The organism is Vibrio sp. Vb0937 (genome assembly GCF_033338855.1).
Genome location: NZ_JAWOTK010000026.1, coordinates 1 through 19,922, shown reverse-complemented (window position 1 = coordinate 19,922; position 19,922 = coordinate 1). Strand labels below are relative to the sequence as shown.

Genomic DNA, 19,922 nt, shown 5'->3' with positions numbered 1-19,922 from the left:
AGCCGTTATGCAGAAACCGCTACAACGTCCAATAATTCTGCCAAACTGTCAGCGACGAAATCTGGATTTGATGCTGAAATAGGTTCACCGTGGTTGTAACCATATGTCAGACCAAATGAGGCACAGCCTGCATTCTTTGCTGCGAGAATATCGTTTTTCGAGTCGCCAACCATCAGCATTTCACTTGGTTGGATTTGGTGCTTTTCCATCAACCAGTTCAATGCTACTGGGTTTGGTTTTTTCTCTGGGAATGCATCACCGCCAAGGACATCAACGAAGTATTTTGCGATGTCGTGCTTTTCCAAAACGTCAGGCACAAACTTTGAAGGTTTGTTAGTCACCAACGCCATAACAAAGCCCGCTTTGTGCAGCTCTGCTAGTGTCTCTTTTACCGTTGGGTAAAGATGACTTAGCTTGTGACCGCTTTGCTCGTAGTAGTCATCAAACAATACACGCGCTTTAGCACGAAGCTCTTCACTCAGCTCTGGGTTGATGGTCAGGCTTTGGCTTAATGAGCGACCAATAAGCACGTCTGCACCGTTACCCACGTAATCACGAACTTGTTCTTCTGAAACCGATGGAAAGCCAAGCGCCTGTACTGCTTGGTCTGCCGCGACAGCTAGATCTGGCACGCTATCAAGCAAAGTACCATCTAGATCGAAGGCGATGAATTTAATGTCTTGTTGAGTCATAACTTCCCTGAGGATTTTTATTTATAAATCGGTGAAAACGACAAAGGATGGCACCCCATCCTTTGTTTTTATCATTATGTCTGATTCTACAGTAACTGTTTGTTTCGTCGTTACTTTGCAGCAATACGCTGACGAACAGCCTCAAACAAACAGATGCCGGATGCCACAGATACGTTCAAGCTTGAAACGCTACCAGCCATTGGGATCTTAATCAAATCGTCGCAGGTTTCACGAGTCAGACGACGCATACCGTCACCTTCTGCCCCCATTACGATAGCAAGGGGTCCAGTCAGTTTGGCTTGGTAGATGTCGTGCGTTGCTTCACCCGCAGTACCAACAAACCAGATGCCTTTCTCTTGCAATGTACGCATAGTACGAGCCAAGTTAGTCACTCGGATCAATGGTACGACTTCAGCTGCACCACAAGCGACTTTACTTACCGTCGCATTCATTGGCGCAGAACGATCTTTCGGTACGATGATCGCCGCAGCACCTGCCGCATCTGCGTTACGTAAACACGCACCAAGATTGTGTGGATCGGTCACGCCGTCTAACACTAATAGCAGTGGTGATTCGTGCTTTGCAAGGATGTCATCTATATCGTTCTCATTCAGCTGCTTCGCTGGTTTCACACGAGCGATGATGCCTTGGTGATTTGCACCGCGCGCTTTGTCATCCAAGGTTTTACGTGTCATCTGCTGAATAGAAACACCACAAACCTGAAGATCATTTAGGATTGGCATTAGGCGATCATCTTGACGACCTTTTAAAACGTACGCCTCGATAAAACGCTCTGGTTCGCGCTCCAATACCGCCTTCACTGCGTGAATGCCGTAGATAAATTCGTTACTCATTGTTTAACCTGTTGTTCTGGTCGTATTGCCTGCGCCAACCGAGTTTGAACTAAGTTGGCGCTTCAACCTACTGCGCTTCTTTTTTAGTGCGCTTGGTTTTCTTCGGCTTACTGTGCGGCTTCTTTTTACGTGCTTTTTTCACTTTAGGCTTCTCGTTGCCTTCGGCGTCACCACGTTTTGGGCCATTACGCTTACTCGTTGCGCCCGTTTCTTCTGGGCGTTTAGTTGGCTCTATCGCAGGAACTGCACGAGCCGCGCCACCTTCTTTCGATGAAGAGCGAGTCGCAGCGCGTTTTTTATCTTTCGCTTTGCGTTTTGCTTCCGCTGCGCGTTTCTTCGCAGTCTTACCTTCGCCGCGTAGCTTACGACTTGTTTCGACCAATTCAAAGTCAATTTGCTTATCATCGAGGTTAACAGCCAGTACTTTTACTTTTACTGCATCACCTAAGCGGTAGATGTTACCGAAACTTTCACCAATAAGTCGTTGACCAATCGGGTCAAATTGATAGTAGTCGTTCGCAAGGGTAGAAATATGTACCAAACCATCGATGTGCAAATCCGTTAAACGTACAAAGAAGCCAAAGCTAGTGACATTAGCAATAACACCGTCTAGTTCGTCACCGACGTGGTCTTGCATATATTCACACTTCAGCCAATCCGCAACATCACGTGTTGCATCATCAGCACGGCGCTCTGTCATCGAACATTGTTCGCCGTAAAAATCCATGTCGTCAAACGAGTAATGATAGCCACCTGTTGGTGTCCAGCGATCTTGATTACGACCTTCTTCTTTAGCAATCAGATACTTGATTGCACGGTGAAGTAACAAGTCAGGGTAACGACGAATTGGCGACGTAAAGTGCGCATAGCGTTTCAATGCCAACCCAAAGTGCCCCGCGTTATCTGCGTTGTATACCGCTTGCTTCATTGAGCGTAGCAGCATGGTCTGAATCAACTCTTGATCTTGACGCCCGGAGATTTGACGTGCGAGATCAGCATAGTCCGTTGGTGAAGGCTCTAAACCACCTTTTAGCTCAAGACCAAGTTCACTTAAGAAGTCACGGAAACCTTGCAGGCGTAATTCACCTGGAGATTCGTGGATACGATAAAGCGCGGGCTCTTTCGCTTTTTCTACCAGCGATGCCGAAGCAATGTTGGCTAAAATCATACATTCTTCGATGATCTTATGCGCGTCATTACGAATAACTGGCTCAATACTTTCGATTTTACGTTCCGCATTGAAAATAAATTTGGTTTCAACGGTTTCAAATTCGATTGCACCGCGTTGATCTCGTGCTTCTTTCAGCACTTTGTACATCTTGTGCAACTCTTCTAGATGAGAAACAAGCGGCTGGTAGCGCTCACGTAGTTCTTCATCCCCTTCTAGAATCGCGCTCACTTTGCTATATGTGAGACGAGCGTGCGAGTTCATCACCGCCTCGTAATGCTTGTAACCAGACAGCTTACCTGTATCGGAAATGGTCATTTCGCACACCATACACAAGCGATCTACTTGCGGGTTAAGCGAACATAGGCCGTTCGATAGTACTTCTGGCAACATCGGCACAACTTGCGACGGGAAATATACTGAGTTACCACGATTGATCGCTTCTTTGTCCAACGCAGAGTCAGGACGAACGTAGTAACTGACGTCAGCAATCGCTACCCATAAACGCCAACCACCTTCTTTGTTCTTTTCACAATAAACGGCATCATCAAAGTCTCGTGCGTCTTCGCCGTCAATGGTCACTAGTGGCAAATCACGTAGATCCACACGACCAACTTTGGCTTCTTCTGGTACTTCTTCGCCCAAGTTTTCGATTTGTTTATCGACGGCTTCTGGCCACTCGTGAGGAATTTGGTGTGTACGAATCGCAATTTGTGTTTCCATACCTGGTGCCATGTTTTCACCAAGGACTTCAACCACTTTACCCATCATGCCGCGTGAGCGTGAGCCACGATCAGTAATTTCAATTACGACTACGTTACCCATGCGTGCACCCGCTTTGTGCTCATTTGGGATCAGGATATCTTGGCTGATACGCGAGTCATCTGGGACAACATAGGAGTATCCATATTCAAGGAAGAAACGACCAACGATTTGATCATTGCGCTCCTCTAGCACACGCACCAAACGTCCTTCACGGCGGCCGCGCTTGCTGTTGTCTGTAGGTTGCACTAAGACAAAATCACCGTGGATGATGTTCTTCATCTGATGGTGCGGTAACAGAATATCATCATCCTTGCCGACGCTGCCTTCTGGACGTACCCAACCATGGCCATCACGATGACCAATCACGTAACCTTTCACCATTTCAAGTTTTTCAGGCAATGCATAGCACTGACGGCGGGTAAACACCAGTTGGCCATCTCGCTCCATCGCACGTAGCCGACGACGCAACCCTTCGTATTGCTCTTCGCCCTCAAGCTTTAGTGCCTCAAACAAGTCGTTACGATTCATTGGAACGCCCGCTTGCTCTAGAAACTCGATGATAAACTCTCGGCTTGGAATTGGATTTTCGTAATTTTTGGATTCACGATCTGCAAAAGGATCGTTTGGAATATTGTCTGACATAGGCACGCCTATCTAGCAAGGAAGGTATATGGCTAGTATATCTGAGTCTCTCGATAAGCTACAGAATTGCTTTGAAAAAAGAATGATCGAGATCGACTCTAGGCATGCAAATGAGTTAAGGACGAGCCAGCAAGATCAAAAGTTCAGAATTGTCACTGAGCAAGGATTCAATCGTGCAGTTATCCAACTCCGCCAGAAAGGCACTTTTTGCTTTCGCCAATTTATCTTTGAGGCGGCAAGCAGGGGTAATATGGCAAAAATCCACACCACAGTTGACTAAATCTAACGGCTCTAAATCGCGCACAACACCACCGACTGTGATTTCAGATGCTGGCTTCATCAGCCGGATACCACCGTTTTTTCCGCGCACGGTATGGACATAACCCAACTGTCCTAACCGATTGATAACTTTAACCATATGGTTGCGCGACACACCAAATAAATCCGTCACTTCGGTAATGCTGGTTAACTCATCTTCCGGCAACGAAGCCAAGAAAATTAAGGTTCTCAACGCATAATCAGTGAAACTAGTTAACTGCATATTCTCTCCCAAAGTGCGACTCAATAACCCGCTGGTGATGCTAAAACCCCAAACTTGAGCTATCGATAAAAGTGTAAATCTTTTCTTGATCGAAAGATACATTTGAGATACAACTTTAAACATGCATTATAAATACAACTTAAAATAGGAAGCCCTTATGCTCAGCAATCAAACTATCGAGATCGTCAAAGCGACTGCACCACTCATCGCCGAAACAGGACCAAAACTGACCGCGCACTTTTACGAGCGTATGTTTACTCATAACCCTGAGTTGAAAGATATTTTTAACATGAGTAACCAGCGTAACGGCGATCAGCGTGAAGCATTATTCAACGCTATCTGTGCCTATGCTGCCAATATTGAAAATTTGCCAGCTCTGCTTGGCGCAGTAGAGAAAATTGCGCATAAGCACACGAGCTTTTTGATCACAGAAGATCAGTACCAAATCGTTGGTAAGCATTTACTTGCGACAATCGATGAGCTTTTTAATCCAGGTCAAGAAGTGTTGGATGCTTGGGCTGAGGCTTACGGCGTACTTGCGAATGTATTTATTCAGCGCGAAGAACAAATTTACCAACAAAATGAAGCTTTGGAAGGCGGCTGGCGCGGTCTACGCGAATTTGAATTAGTCGATAAAAAGATTGAGAGCGAACACATTTGCAGCTTTGTGTTCAAGCCAACCGATGGCCAAAAAGTGGCGCCGTATAAACCGGGACAATACCTTGGCATCTACATCAACAGTGACCAGTTAGAAAACCAAGAAATTCGCCAATATAGCCTGTCTTCTGCGGTCCAAGAGAACACCTACCGTATCTCAGTAAAACGCGAAGAAGGCGGAAAAGTGTCGAACTACCTGCACGATAGCCTGAACATTGGCGAAAAAGTGCAGCTTGCGGCCCCTGCCGGTGATTTCTTTATGGATGCCGAACCACAAACACCCGTTGTTCTAATTTCTGCTGGTGTGGGACTTACTCCAACGCTGTCAATGCTAGAAAGTCTCTCAGCACATCAAGCACCTGTAACTTGGGTTCATGCAACCGAAAATGGCCAACAGCATGCTTTCAAGCAACACGTAAACCAACTCGTTGCAGAAAAAGAAAATATGAACGCGCTCGTTTGGTATAACCAACCAACGGCAGAAGACAAGCTAGGTGAAGACTTCCACTTCACGGGCTTTGTCAATCTGTATGAAATTGAAGCTGCATTAAAGCAAGATAACGTGCAGGTATACTTCTGTGGTCCTGTAGGATTTATGCAGCACGTAGCGAAACAGCTATTAGAACTTGGCGTACCAGAAGAGCAATTCCATTACGAATGCTTCGGTCCACACAAAGTGGTTTGAGCGCTACCAACTATCGGGAAAACAACAAAGCCCACGTGACGTGGGCTTTGTTGTATAAAGTTGTTTGCAATATTGAAGCGTTACCAAAAGGTGTCTCGCCGTTTAGCTCGAGCAATAACGTTTTGTGGCATGCGCTGTTCAAGGCCGTTTCTCAATACAGTTATGCGCTTATGCTGCCGCTTATCTGCTGTGACAGAGTTATATAACCAACGATACGCATCTTCGTAATCGAGTGGACTGCCATAATCACGTAAAAGCAACTCGGCCAGATGAATACGCGCGTTTAGGTTTCCCATTGACGCAGCTTCTCGCAAATATGGAATTGCACGTTCTTTATCTTGCTGTACTAAAGTGCCACGCGAATAGTATCGGCCAATCTGCTCTAGTGCAGCTGGTAACCCCTGATGCGCTGCATTTTCGATGTAGTAAAGACCCAGTTCGACATCTTGCCCGACACACACCCCCCAAGCCAACATATCTCCGTACAGAAATTCATAAGCGGGTAAGTTAATTCGAGTCGCACGAGCTACGATATCCTCCACCAGCTGGCAGTTATCAGCGCGCACACGTTGTAAGTGCTTATTTTGCTCAATAAGCTTTATCAGCTCTGCTTCGGTATAGATCGGAACTGGTGCCCCCACATCAGCAACATTAGCTTTCACTGTGGTAGCAACCAAGGTCAACAACAGTGAAGCAGCCACTGTTCGTAACTTCATAAACGTACCCTTAAGGTATCTAAGAAACCAAAGATCGGTGAAGGATCTCCTCTGCTTGATAACCTTATCGGCAAAAAACAGCTAAGCTTTAGACAATTTTTGCCTCTGATTTAGGCTCAGCGGCAAAAGCTTGCCATATGAGAGTCACGCTGTTTTTGTTCAGATACAAAAAAGCCGACCAGAAGGTCGGCTTTTGCAATCTTTAACGGCTATCAATTAAGCTTCGAATGGGTGAACTTTGATGATAGTTTCATTACGGTCAGGACCTGTAGAGATGATGTCTACTGGAACGCCAGTTAGCTCTTCAATACGCTTGATGTAGTCAAGAGCGGCTTGTGGTAGAGCATCTAGTGACTTAGCACCAAATGTGTTCTCAGACCAACCAGGCATTGTTTCGTAGATTGGCGTTGCTTTTTCGAATGCTTCAGCAGCCATCGGAGAAACTTCTAGCACAGAGCCATCTTCCATCTTGTAACCAGTACAGATTTTTAGCTCTTCTAGACCATCTAGTACGTCTAGTTTAGTTAGACAGAAACCAGATACAGAGTTGATTTGGATTGCACGACGCATAGCAACAGCATCGAACCAACCTGTACGACGTAGACGACCAGTTGTCGCACCGAACTCGTGGCCAACTTCACCTAAGTGCTTACCAATTGGATCTTGCTTATCTAAACCGTCGTATAGTTCAGTCGGGAATGGACCAGCACCAACGCGAGTACAGTACGCTTTTGCGATACCCAAGATGTAACCGATGTGACGAGGACCAAAACCAGAACCTGCAGCAACACCACCAGCAGTCGTGTTAGAAGACGTTACGTACGGGTAAGTACCGTGGTCGATATCAAGTAGTGTACCTTGTGCACCTTCGAACATGATCTTGTCGCCGCGCTTACGTGCTGCGTCTAGTTCGTCAGTTACGTCGATAACCATTGACGTTAGTAGTTCAGCGTAGCCTTTAGCTTGCTCAAGTACTTCTTCGTAGCTTACTGGTTCCGCTTTGTAGAAGTTAACTAGTTGGAAGTTATGGAACTCCATGACTTCTTTTAGCTTCTCTGCGAAAGTCGCCATATCGAATAGGTCGCCAACGCGTAGACCGCGACGAGCAACTTTATCTTCGTATGCTGGACCGATACCACGACCAGTAGTACCGATAGCTTTTTTACCGCGAGCGATTTCGCGAGCTTGGTCCATTGCAACGTGGTAAGGAAGAATTAGCGGACATGCTTCAGAAATGAAAAGACGCTCGCGTACTGGAATACCGCGCTCTTCAAGAGGCTTCATTTCTTTAAGTAGAGCTTCAGGTGATAGTACAACACCGTTACCGATAACACATTTTACGTTATCGCGAAGGATACCTGATGGAATTAAGTGAAGAACGGTTTTTTCACCGTCAATTACGAGAGTGTGACCTGCGTTGTGACCGCCTTGGTAGCGTACCACGTATTTTGCATCTTCAGTTAAAAGGTCTACGATTTTACCTTTACCTTCGTCACCCCATTGGGTGCCTAGAACGACTACGTTATTTCCCATCTTTCCAAGTCTGATTGCTAGTTAAAAATGGATTCTAGCACCGAATCACGCTTCTTGCAGTCATTTTTTGTTCACAGAGTTGCTACCAGAATGTCACCTTGCCGCTTTGTTCATTTTGAAATCAGCATATCACTGATAGTATTTAGCTTTCTCTATTCGACTGGAAAGCGCTATGTCTGAATCCATATGGTTGGCGATTGGGCTCGTCTTGATCGTGGAAGGCATTGGGCCACTGATTGCTCCTAACGGTTGGCGGAATATGGTGGCTCAATTAAGTGAACAACCCAACAATCAGCTACGACGCATCGGTGGCTGCCTAGTAGTTGCTGGAGCCGTAATCGCCATCATGATGAGCTAGCACTTAGCATCAGATACAAAAAAGGCTCCCTAAGGAGCCTTTTATTTCAATGAGACGCGGAGATTATTTCTCCATGCTGCCCTTCGACTGGTTCATGTATTGGAAGAACTCACTCTTCGGATCAAGCACCAGAATATCGCTCTTAGAGCTGAAGGACTTCTCATACGCACGTAGCGAGCGTAGGAAGCTAAAGAACTCAGGGTCTTTGTTGTACGCTTCAGCATAAATCTTCGCAGCCTCAGCATCCGCTTCACCTCGTGTCACACGCGCAGTTTTATCAGCTTCAGCTAGAATAGTTGCTACTTCTAGTTCTGCTTGAGCACGAATAACTTCCGCCTTTTCACGACCTTGAGAACGGTGCTTACGAGCAACGGACTCACGCTCCGCACGCATACGACGGTAGATAGACTCACTGATTTCATCAGGCAGGTTGATTTTCTTCATTCGGAAATCAACGACACGAACACCCAAGTCTTTCATTGCGCTTTCACGCGTGTCTTTCAATACTTCAGACATGATTAGGTCGCGTTCACCATCAATCTCAAGCGCCTCACGAGCCGCTTCAGTTGCGACAACATCGGCACTTGCGTCTTCTGGTAGCACATCATCGTTACGTGGACCAGATACGATCTGTTTGATTTCACGAGCACCGATTTCAGAACGAAGCACGTCCGTCACTTTACGCTCAAGTAGTGCCTCTGCCGTTAGCGAGTTACCACCGCCAGTCGCGAGGTAGTAGCGACCAAAATCTTCAATACGCCACTTCACGTAGGTATCAATGATAACGTCTTTTTTCTCAGACGTTACGAAACGGTCTGCACGGCCATCCATTGTTTGGATACGTGCATCAAGTTGTTTCACACGGTCAAACAAAGGCATCTTGAAATGCAGACCAGGCTCGTAAATTCGAGTGATGTCGTTGTTGTCTTTCAAGACACGACCAAATCGAACCACGATACCGCGCTCACCTTCAGGAATCACAAACAAAGACATCAACATTAATGCCAGTGCGATTACCAGTACAGGGATCATTAACTTACGCATTCTTAGTATCTCCCTTGACGTGAACCTGTTGAACGAGACTGCGTGTTCGAAGTGTCTTCTTGTGTACGATCAGACTCAAGTTGAATTTGATCATAGGTTGAAGATGACTTCGATTTACGTTTGGTATCTGCTTTGCCCTCTTGTCCCGCCAACTTATCGATTGGAAGGTAAAGAAGATTGCCGCTTGATTCCGAGTCAATCAACACTTTCGAAGTGCTTGAGTACACCTCTTCCATTGCGTCGATGTACAGACGATCACGCGTTACACCAGGCGCTGCTTGGTATTCTGGTAGTAGTTTTTCGAACTGTGCTACCTGACCAAGAGCCTCGTTAGTGACACGCTCATTGTAACCTTGTGCTTCTTTCTTCAAACGCTCTGCACGACCCGTTGCCTTAGGCAAGATTTCGTTCTTGTATGCTTCAGCTTCACGAATGAAACGCTCTTCATCCTCACGTGCTGCGATTGCATCATCAAACGCATCTTTCACTTGCTCTGGTGGACGAGCAGACTGGAAGTTCACATCAACAAGTACCAGACCCATATCATAGCTATCAATGATTTGGTTCAGTGTTTCTTGCGTAGTTTGACGAATTTGCTGACGACCACTGGTTAGAATGCTATCCATCAATGAGTCACCAATTACTGCACGTAGTGCAGAATCCGTTGCTTGACGCAAGCTGTCGTCTGCATTGGTTACACGGTACAAGTATTTGTATGGGTCAGTCACTCGGTACTGAACATCCATCGCAACTGTTACAACGTTTTCATCTTTGGTCAGCATTAGACCAGATGCACGTAGTGAACGAATCGCTTGTACGTTTACCGCTTCGTACTCATCAATAAAGCGAGGACGCCAGTTAAGACCTGGGTCTACGATACGATCGTATTTACCTAAACGCAGTACAACACCACGCTCTGCTTCACCGATGGTGTAAAAACCAGCGAAGAACCAAACTGCAACAGCAATCAGAGCAATCACGCCAAAGCCAATTGCACTACCACCACCGCCGCCGATTGGAGAACCACCGCCGCCTTTTTTACCAAACTTGCCGCCCAGCTTTTGACTCAGTTTGTTGAACACTTCATCTAAATCTGGCGGACCTTGATCTCGGCCACCAGGACGCTGGCCACCACGATTATTATTACCCCAAGGGTCATTATCGCGGCCATTGTTGCCGTTGTTATTTCCAGGCTCATTCCACGCCATTAGAAAGCTCCATCATTTGATATGACGTTATACTGTAGCAGTCCTTTAAGTGACTATAAAGCCAGTCAAAACTGCCCCTTCTCTTTTTTCAAGTCTAGACCAATCTACTTGCTGCATTCGAATATCGATCAACAAGTTACCATCCTGGTCATATTCCTCACGTTGAATACACTTCATTTGGAAGAAGGTACTACGGAATCGTCCTTGATACTGTGGAGGAATTCGCAACTGATGCTCGACCATTTGTGACGCCAGACGTTCCGTCAGAGCCTCAAACAGGACATCAATGCCCAACCCATCCATTGCTGAAACCCAAACTGCGCGAGGTACGCCTTCCTCGTCTCGTTCTATACGTGGTTTCTGCGAATCTAGATTGTCGATTTTGTTCATGACAACCAGAGTCGGCACTTCATGCGCGTCGATCTCTTCTAGTACTTCATGAACAGCTTGAATATTCTCACGAAAACGCTCATCACTGGCATCAACAACATGTAACAAAATGTCAGCTTCTTGCGTTTCCTGCAAGGTTGCCTTGAAGGCCGCAACCAAGTCGTGTGGCAAATGTCGAATAAAACCAACCGTGTCTGCCAAGATGGCAGGACCAACATCTGCTAACTCTATCTTACGTAAAGTCGGGTCCAAAGTAGCAAATAATTGATCAGCCGCGTACACGCCAGCTTCTGTAATACGGTTGAAGAGTGTCGACTTACCCGCGTTGGTGTAACCCACAAGTGAAACCGTTGGGATTTCAGCTCGATTTCGGGCGCGGCGCCCTTGTTCACGCTGCTTCGCTACTTTGTCTAAGCGTCGCAGGATGGCTTTAATTCTGTCACGCAATAAGCGACGGTCGGTTTCCAGCTGGGTTTCACCCGGGCCACGTAAACCGATACCACCTTTCTGCCTTTCAAGGTGTGTCCAACCACGAATCAAACGAGTAGAGATATGACGAAGTTGAGCCAGCTCTACCTGTAGCTTACCTTCGTGTGTTCGAGCTCGTTGAGCAAAGATATCGAGAATAAGACCAGTGCGGTCGAGAACTCGACATTGGCACAGTGCTTCGAGGTTACGTTCTTGGGCAGGAGAGAGGGCGTGATTAAAAATCACAATTTCGGCACCAGTTGATTGTACCGCTGTAGCAATCTCTTGGGCCTTACCCTCTCCGACATAGTATTTCGGGTGTGGGGATTGACGACTACCAGTTACCACTTGTAGCGCCTCTACCCCAGCAGAAGAAACCAGCATTTCGAACTCAGCCAGATCTTCCCATTCACCTTCTTGCGTGAAGTTGATATGAACAAGTACGGCTCGCTCACCGGATTCATAACGGTCAAACAAGCAATCAACTCCTTATTTTAAAAATACTCGATGAAGAATTAATCTTCAGATTTCTCTTGTGGACGCTCACCTTGTGGACGTTCACCGCTGTGATGGCTCACTGGACGAGCCGGCACAACTGTTGAGATCGCGTGCTTGTACACCATTTGGTTAACAGTATTCTTCAGCAGGATCACAAATTGATCGAATGATTCGATCTGACCTTGTAGTTTAATACCATTCACAAGGTAGATAGATACCGGGATACGCTCACGACGTAGCGCGTTTAGAAATGGGTCTTGTAGAGATTGCCCCTTAGCCATTTTTATTTTCCTTATTTAATTTGTAGTTGTAATTATTTAGCTAGTGGTGCAATGCAAAAGATACGGCTTTTGCATCTGAGCTAAACGAATCAAAAATGCACTCTAAGTAATTAGCAGCATAGTATAAAAACCGCCAACAACAGATCCTTTGAGAGTGCGTTCACGCAAAAACGATCACATTATACACAGCTATGTCAATCAGATGCTATTGCTTCCGACATCGTTTCTAATGCCTGTTCAATGTTCTCGCTATCCAACCAAGTTAAATCATCCCAGCTGCGTAACCAGGTGATTTGACGCTTGGCCAATTGACGAGTCGCGCATACGCCACGAAATACCGCTTCGTCACGTGTACACTCCCCATCTAAATACTCCCACATCTGTCGGTAACCGACGCATCGTATGGAAGGAAGATCGGGGTGAAGATCTTTTCGCGAATGTAACGCTTTCATTTCTTCTTCAAAGCCCGCTTCCATCATCTTCTCGAAACGGAGTTCAATCCGACGGTGAAGTTCTGCCCTATCCTTGGGAGCTATTGCAAACTGCTTGACTCGGTATGGTAGGCTTTCACCTTTCGTTTGAGTCAATTCAGTCAAAGTTTTACCTGAAATGCGAAAAACTTCCAATGCCCGAGATAAACGTTGGGGATCATTGGGATGGATTCTCGCGGCTGACACAGGATCAACCTCTTTGAGTTCATCGTGCAACACTGACCAACCTTTAGTCAATGCCTCTTGTTCAATTTGCTGACGAATTTCAGGATTTGCAGCAGGAAGTGGTGATAAACCTTCAAGTAACGCCTTGTAATACAGCATTGTTCCACCCACAAGAAGTGGAATTTTTCCTTCTGCAACAATATCATCCATCGCTTTCAATGCATCTCGACGAAAGTCGGCGACAGAGTAAGATTCACTTGGATCCAAAATATCTATCAAGCGATGAGGCGCCAAACTTAACTCTTTTTCATCCGGTTTCGCCGTACCGATATCCATCCCTTTGTAGATCAAAGCAGAATCAACACTGATGATCTCAATCGGAAATTTTTGACGAAGACGAATCGCCAGCTCAGTTTTGCCTGATGCAGTTGGCCCCATTAAAAATAGCGCCAAAGGTAGTTTATCTGTCATGGTTTTAATTTGGCTATCGTGGCAGAGAAATCAACAGCGGATACGAATTTTGTATCTTCTAATGGCAATTGACCATGTCTTAGCTGTTCAAGTTCCGCAATAATTTGAATGGCTTCAGAAAAAGTATAGTGACTCTTCACTGTCGTGACCTGTAATGCGAGCCAATCTATCAACTCAGACAGCATCTGAGCCGCTGCTATACCTTCGTTCACACAAGATTGCGCGTAAGATAACAGATCTGGTACTAAATTTTGTAAGTTTTGTTGACGCAGCGGAGCTGGGACGCCCATCACCATTAAGGCGTGCTCGTTTCTCGCTTTCAATTGAATACCAAGCAATGCCAAATCTTGTTGATAATCTTGGGCCAGTCTCACTAATTCGGCCTCTAACTTAATAGATAGAGGAACAAGCAGAGGTTGTGCCTTGAGTGCACCATCGCTTGGAGAAAGCTGGCCTTTTACACGATAAAATTCTGCTCTAGGTAACGAGACTAACGCCGCCCCACTGTCACTGCTCATCAAAACAAATTGTTCATCGACCACCATCAGCGCTTTGCCTAATGCAGTAATCGATGGCATTGATGTGTGCGAAGTTATCGTTTGGGGCGCTATTGGAGTGACTGCCTGAGCCTCAAACTCTGGCGTTTTCAACAGCTCGTGATAAGCGCGTACTTCTTGTTTAGTTGGCGCTGGTTCTACGTGGCGCTCTTTACTGTGACTTGGCTTTGGTGCAGGTTTGGATTCCACCCAATCATTACGTTTGAATGACTCCACTACGCGCGCCTCTCGCACGGAGGTTTCACTAGGACCGCTATTACGAGGCTTCACTTCATAATCACTGCGTCCAGGATAAGCCGGTGTACTCTCTATCGCTTGATAAACCCGCTCTGGTACTGGTGAAGATGCTGGCTCTTGTACATTTTCAGGCTCTGGCGAATGCTCAATCTCTTCGGACTCAGTCGGTTCCACGCGATGAAATGCCGATTCATTCACCTGTGGTTTATCAATCACGGCGCTTTGCGCAAGTGCATCCGTCAAAGCTTGATAGATGAAATCATGCACCAAACGAGCTTGGTGGAAACGCACTTCATGCTTAGCAGGGTGAACATTCACATCTACTTGGTGCGGATCTAGCTCAATAAAGAGCACATACGCAGCAAACTGATCTGGCTTTAAGCTCATTTCATAGCTTTGACGAATCGCGTGATTGATTAATTTGTCACGCATCATTCGGCCATTCACATAGCAATATTGTAAATCGCTTTGCTGCCTTGCTCCCTCTGGCGTGGTAATCCACCCATGTAGCTTTAACCCTTGATGCTCAAGCTCGATTCTGAGCATATGCCGCACAAACGCATTACCGCAGACAGCAGCAATACGCTTTTCGGTTTGAAGCTGATTTTTCGCCGCGCGATATTGACGGATGATCTTGCCGTTATGACGCACATTGATGGTGACATCAAAGCGACTTAACGCAATACGTTTCAATAACTCATCAATATGAGCAAATTCGGTTTTCTCCGTACGAAGAAACTTGCGACGCGCTGGAGTATTAAAAAATAAGTCCAACACCTCAACAGTCGTGCCAATCGGGTGCGCTGCTGGCTTAAGCTTCACCTGCATATCACGCCCTTCGGAGTAGGCACTCCAGGCTTCTTCTTGTGCCGCAGGACGCGACGTGAGCGTCAAACGCGAGACTGAGCTAATACTGGCTAACGCTTCACCGCGAAAACCTAGACTCATAATGGCTTCGAGATCATCTAAGGTATGTATCTTAGATGTCGCATGACGACTGAGCGCTAAGCCAAGTTCATCTTTCGCGATACCTTTTCCGTTATCACGAACACGAATCAGCTTTGCGCCTCCTTTCTCGATATCGATATCGATTCGAGTTGCGCCAGAATCAAGACTATTTTCAACCAGTTCTTTAATCACAGAAGCAGGTCTTTCGACCACTTCCCCTGCGGCGATTTGGTTTGCAAGTCTGGCTGGCAAAATTTTAATCGTCATAATGAGTTAGAAGCTCACCTACTTGTTTGGAATGATCAGGACTTGCCCAACCGCTAGCTGATCAGAGCGTAAGTTATTCGCTTTACGAATGCTCGATACGCTAACGCCGTATTTGGACGCTATTTTGCCAAGGAACTCACCCCGAGAAACCTTGTGCTTACGAATCGGTTTATCTTTTACCGCGACCGTTATCTTCAACTTTTGCCCTACCCACAAGGTATCTGACTTCAAGTTATTCTCTCGGCGGATATCTGAAACCTTCACTTTATAGTGATTCGCAATCTTACCTAAGAACTCACCAGACTTAACCTTGTGCGTAATGGTTTCTGTCTCAACAGTAATCGGTTTACTTGGCACTTTAATCGTACCAGCAGAAGGAATGTTGAGCTTCTGACCAATTGCCAAGCCTGTCGACTTCAAGTTGTTTGCCGACATCAGCGCTTTAGAGCTAAGCCCATATTTGTTCGCGATCACCGATAATGACTCGCCACGCTTTACAATATGTACCATTGGCTTCGCTGAAGGCGAGAACACCGTACCCTCTGGTGGGTTATCTTTTAAGTACTTGACGACCGCCTTAGTGATAGCCTGAGCTAACTTATCTTGGTGCGCTCGTTGAAACAGTAAACGCTCTTCTGTTGGGTTAGAAATAAAGCCCGTTTCCACTAGCACAGACGGAATCTGTGGAGAGCGTAAAACCGCAAGGCTGGTGTTGATCGGTTTGGTGTTATGCAGGTGCGCAACACGTCCCATCTCACCTAGGATTTCTGTTGCCAGCTTATAACCTTCTTTTTGTGAATGACTAAACTGCAAGTCCAACAAAGTTTGGTTCACGTTACGATCTTTTGTCTTCGTGAAGAACGCATTACCCGAGCCGCCCAATAACTCAGACTGTTTCTCATGGTTCTCGACCCAACGAGCAATTTCGGTATTTGCACGACGAGTATTTAGTACGAAGACCGATCCACCGCGAGGCTTCGGTGAAGTAAACGCATCTGCGTGAATGGAGATCAGCAAGTGCGCATCATTTTCACGAGCAATCGCGACACGACGGTTTAAGTTTACAAAATAATCTCCCGTACGAGTCATGCGCGTTTTAATACCAGGAGTCGCATCGAGCTGAGCAGCAATTTTTCTTGAGATACTCAATACCGCATCTTTCTCGTACTTACGACGTGAAGGGCCAATAGAGCCAGGGTCTTCCCCACCGTGACCAGGGTCGATAACAATTAACACTTCTTGAGCTCGTTGAACTGAACTCATGTCTTTGCTGGCCGCCGCTGGCTTACTCGGTTTAGAGGTCGATGCCTTCTTACCGTGCGGTAAATCAATCACCAAGCGGTGACCATACTGCCCACCTGGTGTTGGGCTTAATTTAAATAATTCCGCTTGAACGCTCTTTTTTAGTTCAAACACCAAACGATAAGTGCCCTTCTCTGGAGGCGAGCTTTTTCGTACCAGTTTTAAAACAGGGCTATCCGTAACAGTAACAGGCAGTTTGGCCTGCATCGTCGTGCTTTTTAAATCCACGACAAGGCGATCCGGCCCTGATAAAGAGAAATAGGAATAGTCAGCTTCCGAGCCTAAATCGATGACAACACGTGTTTCATCAGGTGAAGGCCAAACTCGAAAACTCTTAACGACGTTAGCAAATGCTAAATTGGGGATGAGAAGGAGAAAAGTGGCGACAAACGTCGCCACTACTCTAAAATTAGAAAAACTCAACATAGCTCCAATCGACTGAGTAACTGCACACCATAATCATTATTAGCTGTTAGTTCGGCTACACGTTGCTCGCCTTGGTAGCGAATGTTTACATCAAGATCCGGTTGTGGCAGTAAGCCATGCCCTTTTTCAGGCCATTCAACCAAGCAAATCGCATCGTCTGTGAAATAGTCTCGAATCCCCATAAACTCAAGCTCTTCAGGATCCGCAAGACGATAAAGGTCGAAGTGATATACTTGCCACTGATCCAACTGGTACGGTTCGACTAGAGTATAAGTTGGACTTTTCACGTTACCTTGATGACCAAGAGCACGGACAAAACCACGACTAAAGGTTGTTTTACCTGCACCCAAATCACCATGCAGATAAATTGTGGTTTGCTGGGAACAAAGCTGAGCCAAAGCGGTGCCTAGTGCAACCGTTTCATGCTCATCTTTTAAATTGAATTGTTTCGTGCTCATTGATGCTTCTCTAACTAATGATCGTTGACTATATAAAAATCAAAAGAACAGGAATAGTAAACCGTGTTGGTTTTGAGAGACAAGCTTTCAAATGTCATATGTGCGAAAAAAGTATCCAATAAACGGTATCTTAATCATCTTAGTATCGACCTAGATTTAGAATATATGCAAATGACTTCAATAAGCAGTATTCACAACATCAAAAACGTACCTAACTGGGTAGCACCAAAGCCAGAGATCCGTTAAGATCCGCCCCCCTTTATTCCGGTGGTTAATATGAACTACGAACAACTCGCACAACAAATCAAAGTTTGGGGAAAAGAACTCGGCTTCCAAAAAGTTGGGATCTGCGACGTTGATCTGAGTGAACATGAAGCAGCACTACAAAAATGGCTTGATGCAGGCTATCACGGCTCAATGGATTGGATGGCTCGTCACGGTATGATGCGTGCTAGACCCCATGAGCTACTCCCGGGAACCGTTCGTGTTATCAGCGTCCGGATGGACTATCTGCCACCAGAGGCTCAATTCGCTTCGAACCTCGCGAATAAAAGTCATGCCTATATTAGCCGCTACGCACTAGGGCGCGATTATCACAAGCTCGTCAGAAAGCAGCTAAATAAGCTCGGCAAACTTATTGAACAAGAGGTTGGTCAATATGGTTACCGACCTTTCGTTGATTCCGCACCAATATTAGAGCGACCTCTCGCCCAAAAAGCGGGCTTAGGTTGGACCGGGAAACATTCCCTGATTTTAGATCAAGACTGTGGATCGTGGTTCTTTTTAGGTGAACTACTTATCGACTTACCACTACCCGTTGATGAGCCAAGCGTTGATCAGTGCGGTAAATGCAAAGCATGCATTACATCATGCCCAACACAAGCCATCATTGAAGACAAAGTTGTCGATGCCCGGCGTTGTATCTCTTATCTCACCATCGAGTTCGATGGCGTGATTCCTGAAGAGTTTCGAAAGCCAATGGGTAACCGCATTTATGGTTGTGACGACTGTCAATTGGTTTGCCCATGGAACCGCTACGCCGACATAACGGAACAAGATGATTTCCACCGTCGTGACAGTTTCAAAAACCCTGACCTCGTCGACATGTTTAACTGGGATGAAGCGACTTTTCTAAAAAATATGGAAGGCTCCGCTATCCGTCGTATTGGTCATATACAGTGGCTACGTAACATCGCTGTCGCACTTGGTAATGCAGAATATAGTCAGCGAATCATAGATGCGCTGGAAAGTCGGCAAGGTGAAAATAAATTACTTGATGAGCACATTAAATGGGCTTTGACAGAGCAACTGAATCAACTCCCCACTGAGAGTAATTCATCTATAGAGACGAAAAAGCAACGCTTAATAAGGACTGTCGAGAAGGGACTGCCGAGAGACGCATAGAGCGTAGTCTATATGCAAGAGATTGAAAGTACTTTTGCATGTTCAATTCATGACCTTGTTCTCAATTTTGTAATGTGGAAAAAAATTTGAGATTCAAGAAAAACAAGCTAGCAGAAAAAAGTTAAACACAGTTCGGAGAAATGACTAGGATCAAAAAAATACCAGTTAATGATCGTATTTTAACGTACTCGATCCGACAAAAAACTTATTTTTTCTTTATATAACAAAGATTTAATTGATATTTCTTTGTTGTTTCCACTTCACTTTAGAGAAAAGATCTTTCTTCCCCATCATAAAAAGTCAAGCTAAAAACACTTTATCAACCAACTTATCCACAGAACGACGTATGTGGATAACTCTGTTAATTAAAGTAGATAAAACACGCGAAGCCTCATCATACTTGTACGTCAGCCGATTCATATCGTGTTTTAAACACAAACGAAATCGTCCGACATCATATGATGCGGATAAAAGTTTAGCTTTTGGGGATTCATGCTTCGCAGCATTATGAAAAGAGCGATGTGATTGGTTGCGAGAAGCAGGCGTTGAATCAAGCGGCGCATCCGTAGACGACTTAACAATTGTATACTAAATAAGTACTCAATCTATCGTCTTGTATTTGGTTGCGGGGGCCGGATTTGAACCGACGACCTTCGGGTTATGAGCCCGACGAGCTACCAAGCTGCTCCACCCCGC

17 protein-coding genes are annotated in these 19,922 nt (G+C 45.8%); 3 read left to right on the top strand and 14 right to left on the bottom strand.

The window, feature by feature from the left end:
* Window positions 1-5: 5 nt before the first annotated feature.
* From R7P67_RS19820 to nsrR, 4 genes are all read right to left on the bottom strand, one after another.
* A complete protein-coding gene (locus R7P67_RS19820; protein ID WP_005382834.1) occupies window positions 6-692 on the bottom strand; it encodes a phosphoglycolate phosphatase in 687 nt (228 codons plus the stop codon).
* Between the two features lie 110 nt (window positions 693-802).
* Window positions 803-1,546 carry a 23S rRNA (guanosine(2251)-2'-O)-methyltransferase RlmB gene (gene rlmB, locus R7P67_RS19815; RefSeq protein ID WP_047103967.1) on the bottom strand — a complete coding sequence of 248 codons (744 nt, stop codon included), beginning with the start codon at window positions 1,544-1,546 and terminating at the stop codon, window positions 803-805.
* A 67-nt stretch (window positions 1,547-1,613) separates the two neighbouring features.
* Complete coding sequence (rnr, locus tag R7P67_RS19810; RefSeq protein ID WP_017821742.1) at window positions 1,614-4,121, bottom strand: ribonuclease R; 2,508 nt, start codon at window positions 4,119-4,121, stop codon at window positions 1,614-1,616.
* 115 nt (window positions 4,122-4,236) lie between these two features.
* The gene (nsrR, locus tag R7P67_RS19805; RefSeq protein ID WP_017633731.1) at window positions 4,237-4,662 is read right to left on the bottom strand and encodes a nitric oxide-sensing transcriptional repressor NsrR; all 426 of its coding nucleotides are present in this window, start codon (window positions 4,660-4,662) and stop codon (window positions 4,237-4,239) included.
* 157 nt (window positions 4,663-4,819) lie between these two features.
* Here nsrR and hmpA point away from each other — a divergent pair, with 157 nt between their 5' ends.
* Window positions 4,820-6,004 carry an NO-inducible flavohemoprotein gene (hmpA, locus tag R7P67_RS19800; protein WP_005381390.1) on the top strand — a complete coding sequence of 395 codons (1,185 nt, stop codon included), beginning with the start codon at window positions 4,820-4,822 and terminating at the stop codon, window positions 6,002-6,004.
* A gap of 80 nt (window positions 6,005-6,084) precedes the next feature.
* On the opposite strand, the gene motX is transcribed toward hmpA, so the two are convergent.
* Window positions 6,085-6,720, bottom strand: a complete 636-nt coding sequence (gene motX, locus R7P67_RS19795; protein ID WP_262654004.1) for a flagellar protein MotX — start codon at window positions 6,718-6,720, stop codon at window positions 6,085-6,087.
* Window positions 6,721-6,936: 216 nt separating this feature from the next.
* Window positions 6,937-8,253, bottom strand: coding sequence for an adenylosuccinate synthase (locus tag R7P67_RS19790; RefSeq protein WP_005381385.1), 1,317 nt, complete (start codon window positions 8,251-8,253; stop codon window positions 6,937-6,939).
* 172 nt (window positions 8,254-8,425) lie between these two features.
* Between R7P67_RS19790 and R7P67_RS19785 the strand changes: the two genes are divergently transcribed.
* Window positions 8,426-8,611 carry a DUF2065 domain-containing protein gene (locus tag R7P67_RS19785; RefSeq protein ID WP_005381383.1) on the top strand — a complete coding sequence of 62 codons (186 nt, stop codon included), beginning with the start codon at window positions 8,426-8,428 and terminating at the stop codon, window positions 8,609-8,611.
* Window positions 8,612-8,674: 63 nt separating this feature from the next.
* Here R7P67_RS19785 and hflC read toward each other — a convergent pair whose 3' ends face one another.
* The 8 genes from hflC to tsaE form a co-directional block, all read right to left on the bottom strand.
* Window positions 8,675-9,655 (bottom strand): protease modulator HflC, encoded by a 981-nt coding sequence (gene hflC, locus R7P67_RS19780; RefSeq protein WP_005381382.1) that lies wholly within the window; start codon window positions 9,653-9,655, stop codon window positions 8,675-8,677.
* 2 nt (window positions 9,656-9,657) lie between these two features.
* A complete protein-coding gene (hflK, locus tag R7P67_RS19775) occupies window positions 9,658-10,863 on the bottom strand; it encodes an FtsH protease activity modulator HflK (RefSeq protein ID WP_017633728.1) in 1,206 nt (401 codons plus the stop codon).
* Window positions 10,864-10,908: 45 nt separating this feature from the next.
* Window positions 10,909-12,198, bottom strand: a complete 1,290-nt coding sequence (gene hflX / locus R7P67_RS19770; RefSeq protein WP_005381380.1) for a ribosome rescue GTPase HflX — start codon at window positions 12,196-12,198, stop codon at window positions 10,909-10,911.
* A gap of 38 nt (window positions 12,199-12,236) precedes the next feature.
* A complete protein-coding gene (gene hfq, locus R7P67_RS19765) occupies window positions 12,237-12,500 on the bottom strand; it encodes an RNA chaperone Hfq (RefSeq protein WP_005381379.1) in 264 nt (87 codons plus the stop codon).
* A 194-nt stretch (window positions 12,501-12,694) separates the two neighbouring features.
* On the bottom strand, window positions 12,695-13,627 hold the full coding sequence (gene miaA, locus R7P67_RS19760) for a tRNA (adenosine(37)-N6)-dimethylallyltransferase MiaA (RefSeq protein ID WP_005381378.1): 933 nt from the start codon (window positions 13,625-13,627) through the stop codon (window positions 12,695-12,697).
* Window positions 13,624-15,636, bottom strand: a complete 2,013-nt coding sequence (mutL, locus tag R7P67_RS19755; RefSeq protein ID WP_017633727.1) for a DNA mismatch repair endonuclease MutL — start codon at window positions 15,634-15,636, stop codon at window positions 13,624-13,626. The genes miaA and mutL overlap by 4 nt, the downstream gene beginning before the upstream one ends.
* Window positions 15,637-15,654: 18 nt before the next feature.
* On the bottom strand, window positions 15,655-17,364 hold the full coding sequence (locus tag R7P67_RS19750; protein ID WP_005381374.1) for an N-acetylmuramoyl-L-alanine amidase: 1,710 nt from the start codon (window positions 17,362-17,364) through the stop codon (window positions 15,655-15,657).
* Window positions 17,358-17,822, bottom strand: a complete 465-nt coding sequence (gene tsaE, locus R7P67_RS19745; RefSeq protein WP_005381372.1) for a tRNA (adenosine(37)-N6)-threonylcarbamoyltransferase complex ATPase subunit type 1 TsaE — start codon at window positions 17,820-17,822, stop codon at window positions 17,358-17,360. Before tsaE ends, R7P67_RS19750 begins: the two co-directional genes overlap by 7 nt.
* 276 nt (window positions 17,823-18,098) lie before the next feature.
* Here tsaE and queG point away from each other — a divergent pair, with 276 nt between their 5' ends.
* Entirely contained in the window at window positions 18,099-19,226 is a 1,128-nt protein-coding gene (queG, locus tag R7P67_RS19740) for a tRNA epoxyqueuosine(34) reductase QueG (RefSeq protein ID WP_225497155.1), read from the top strand.
* The last annotated feature ends 696 nt before the right edge of the window (window positions 19,227-19,922 follow it).

Bases quoted from the DNA above. Each gene is read 5' to 3' on its own strand.
- R7P67_RS19750 (WP_005381374.1), bottom strand. From the start codon at position 17,364: ATGTTGAGTTTTTCTAATTTTAGAGTAGTGGCGACGTTTGTCGCCACT.
- hflK (WP_017633728.1), bottom strand. From the start codon at position 10,863: ATGGCGTGGAATGAGCCTGGAAATAACAACGGCAACAATGGCCGCGAT.
- R7P67_RS19820 (WP_005382834.1), bottom strand. From the start codon at position 692: ATGACTCAACAAGACATTAAATTCATCGCCTTCGATCTAGATGGTACT.
- miaA (WP_005381378.1), bottom strand. From the start codon at position 13,627: ATGACAGATAAACTACCTTTGGCGCTATTTTTAATGGGGCCAACTGCA.
- motX (WP_262654004.1), bottom strand. From the start codon at position 6,720: ATGAAGTTACGAACAGTGGCTGCTTCACTGTTGTTGACCTTGGTTGCT.
- hmpA (WP_005381390.1), top strand. From the start codon at position 4,820: ATGCTCAGCAATCAAACTATCGAGATCGTCAAAGCGACTGCACCACTC.
- hfq (WP_005381379.1), bottom strand. From the start codon at position 12,500: ATGGCTAAGGGGCAATCTCTACAAGACCCATTTCTAAACGCGCTACGT.
- R7P67_RS19790 (WP_005381385.1), bottom strand. From the start codon at position 8,253: ATGGGAAATAACGTAGTCGTTCTAGGCACCCAATGGGGTGACGAAGGT.
- rlmB (WP_047103967.1), bottom strand. From the start codon at position 1,546: ATGAGTAACGAATTTATCTACGGCATTCACGCAGTGAAGGCGGTATTG.
- R7P67_RS19785 (WP_005381383.1), top strand. From the start codon at position 8,426: ATGTCTGAATCCATATGGTTGGCGATTGGGCTCGTCTTGATCGTGGAA.
- rnr (WP_017821742.1), bottom strand. From the start codon at position 4,121: ATGTCAGACAATATTCCAAACGATCCTTTTGCAGATCGTGAATCCAAA.
- queG (WP_225497155.1), top strand. From the start codon at position 18,099: ATGAACTACGAACAACTCGCACAACAAATCAAAGTTTGGGGAAAAGAA.
- nsrR (WP_017633731.1), bottom strand. From the start codon at position 4,662: ATGCAGTTAACTAGTTTCACTGATTATGCGTTGAGAACCTTAATTTTC.
- mutL (WP_017633727.1), bottom strand. From the start codon at position 15,636: ATGACGATTAAAATTTTGCCAGCCAGACTTGCAAACCAAATCGCCGCA.
- tsaE (WP_005381372.1), bottom strand. From the start codon at position 17,822: ATGAGCACGAAACAATTCAATTTAAAAGATGAGCATGAAACGGTTGCA.
- hflC (WP_005381382.1), bottom strand. From the start codon at position 9,655: ATGCGTAAGTTAATGATCCCTGTACTGGTAATCGCACTGGCATTAATG.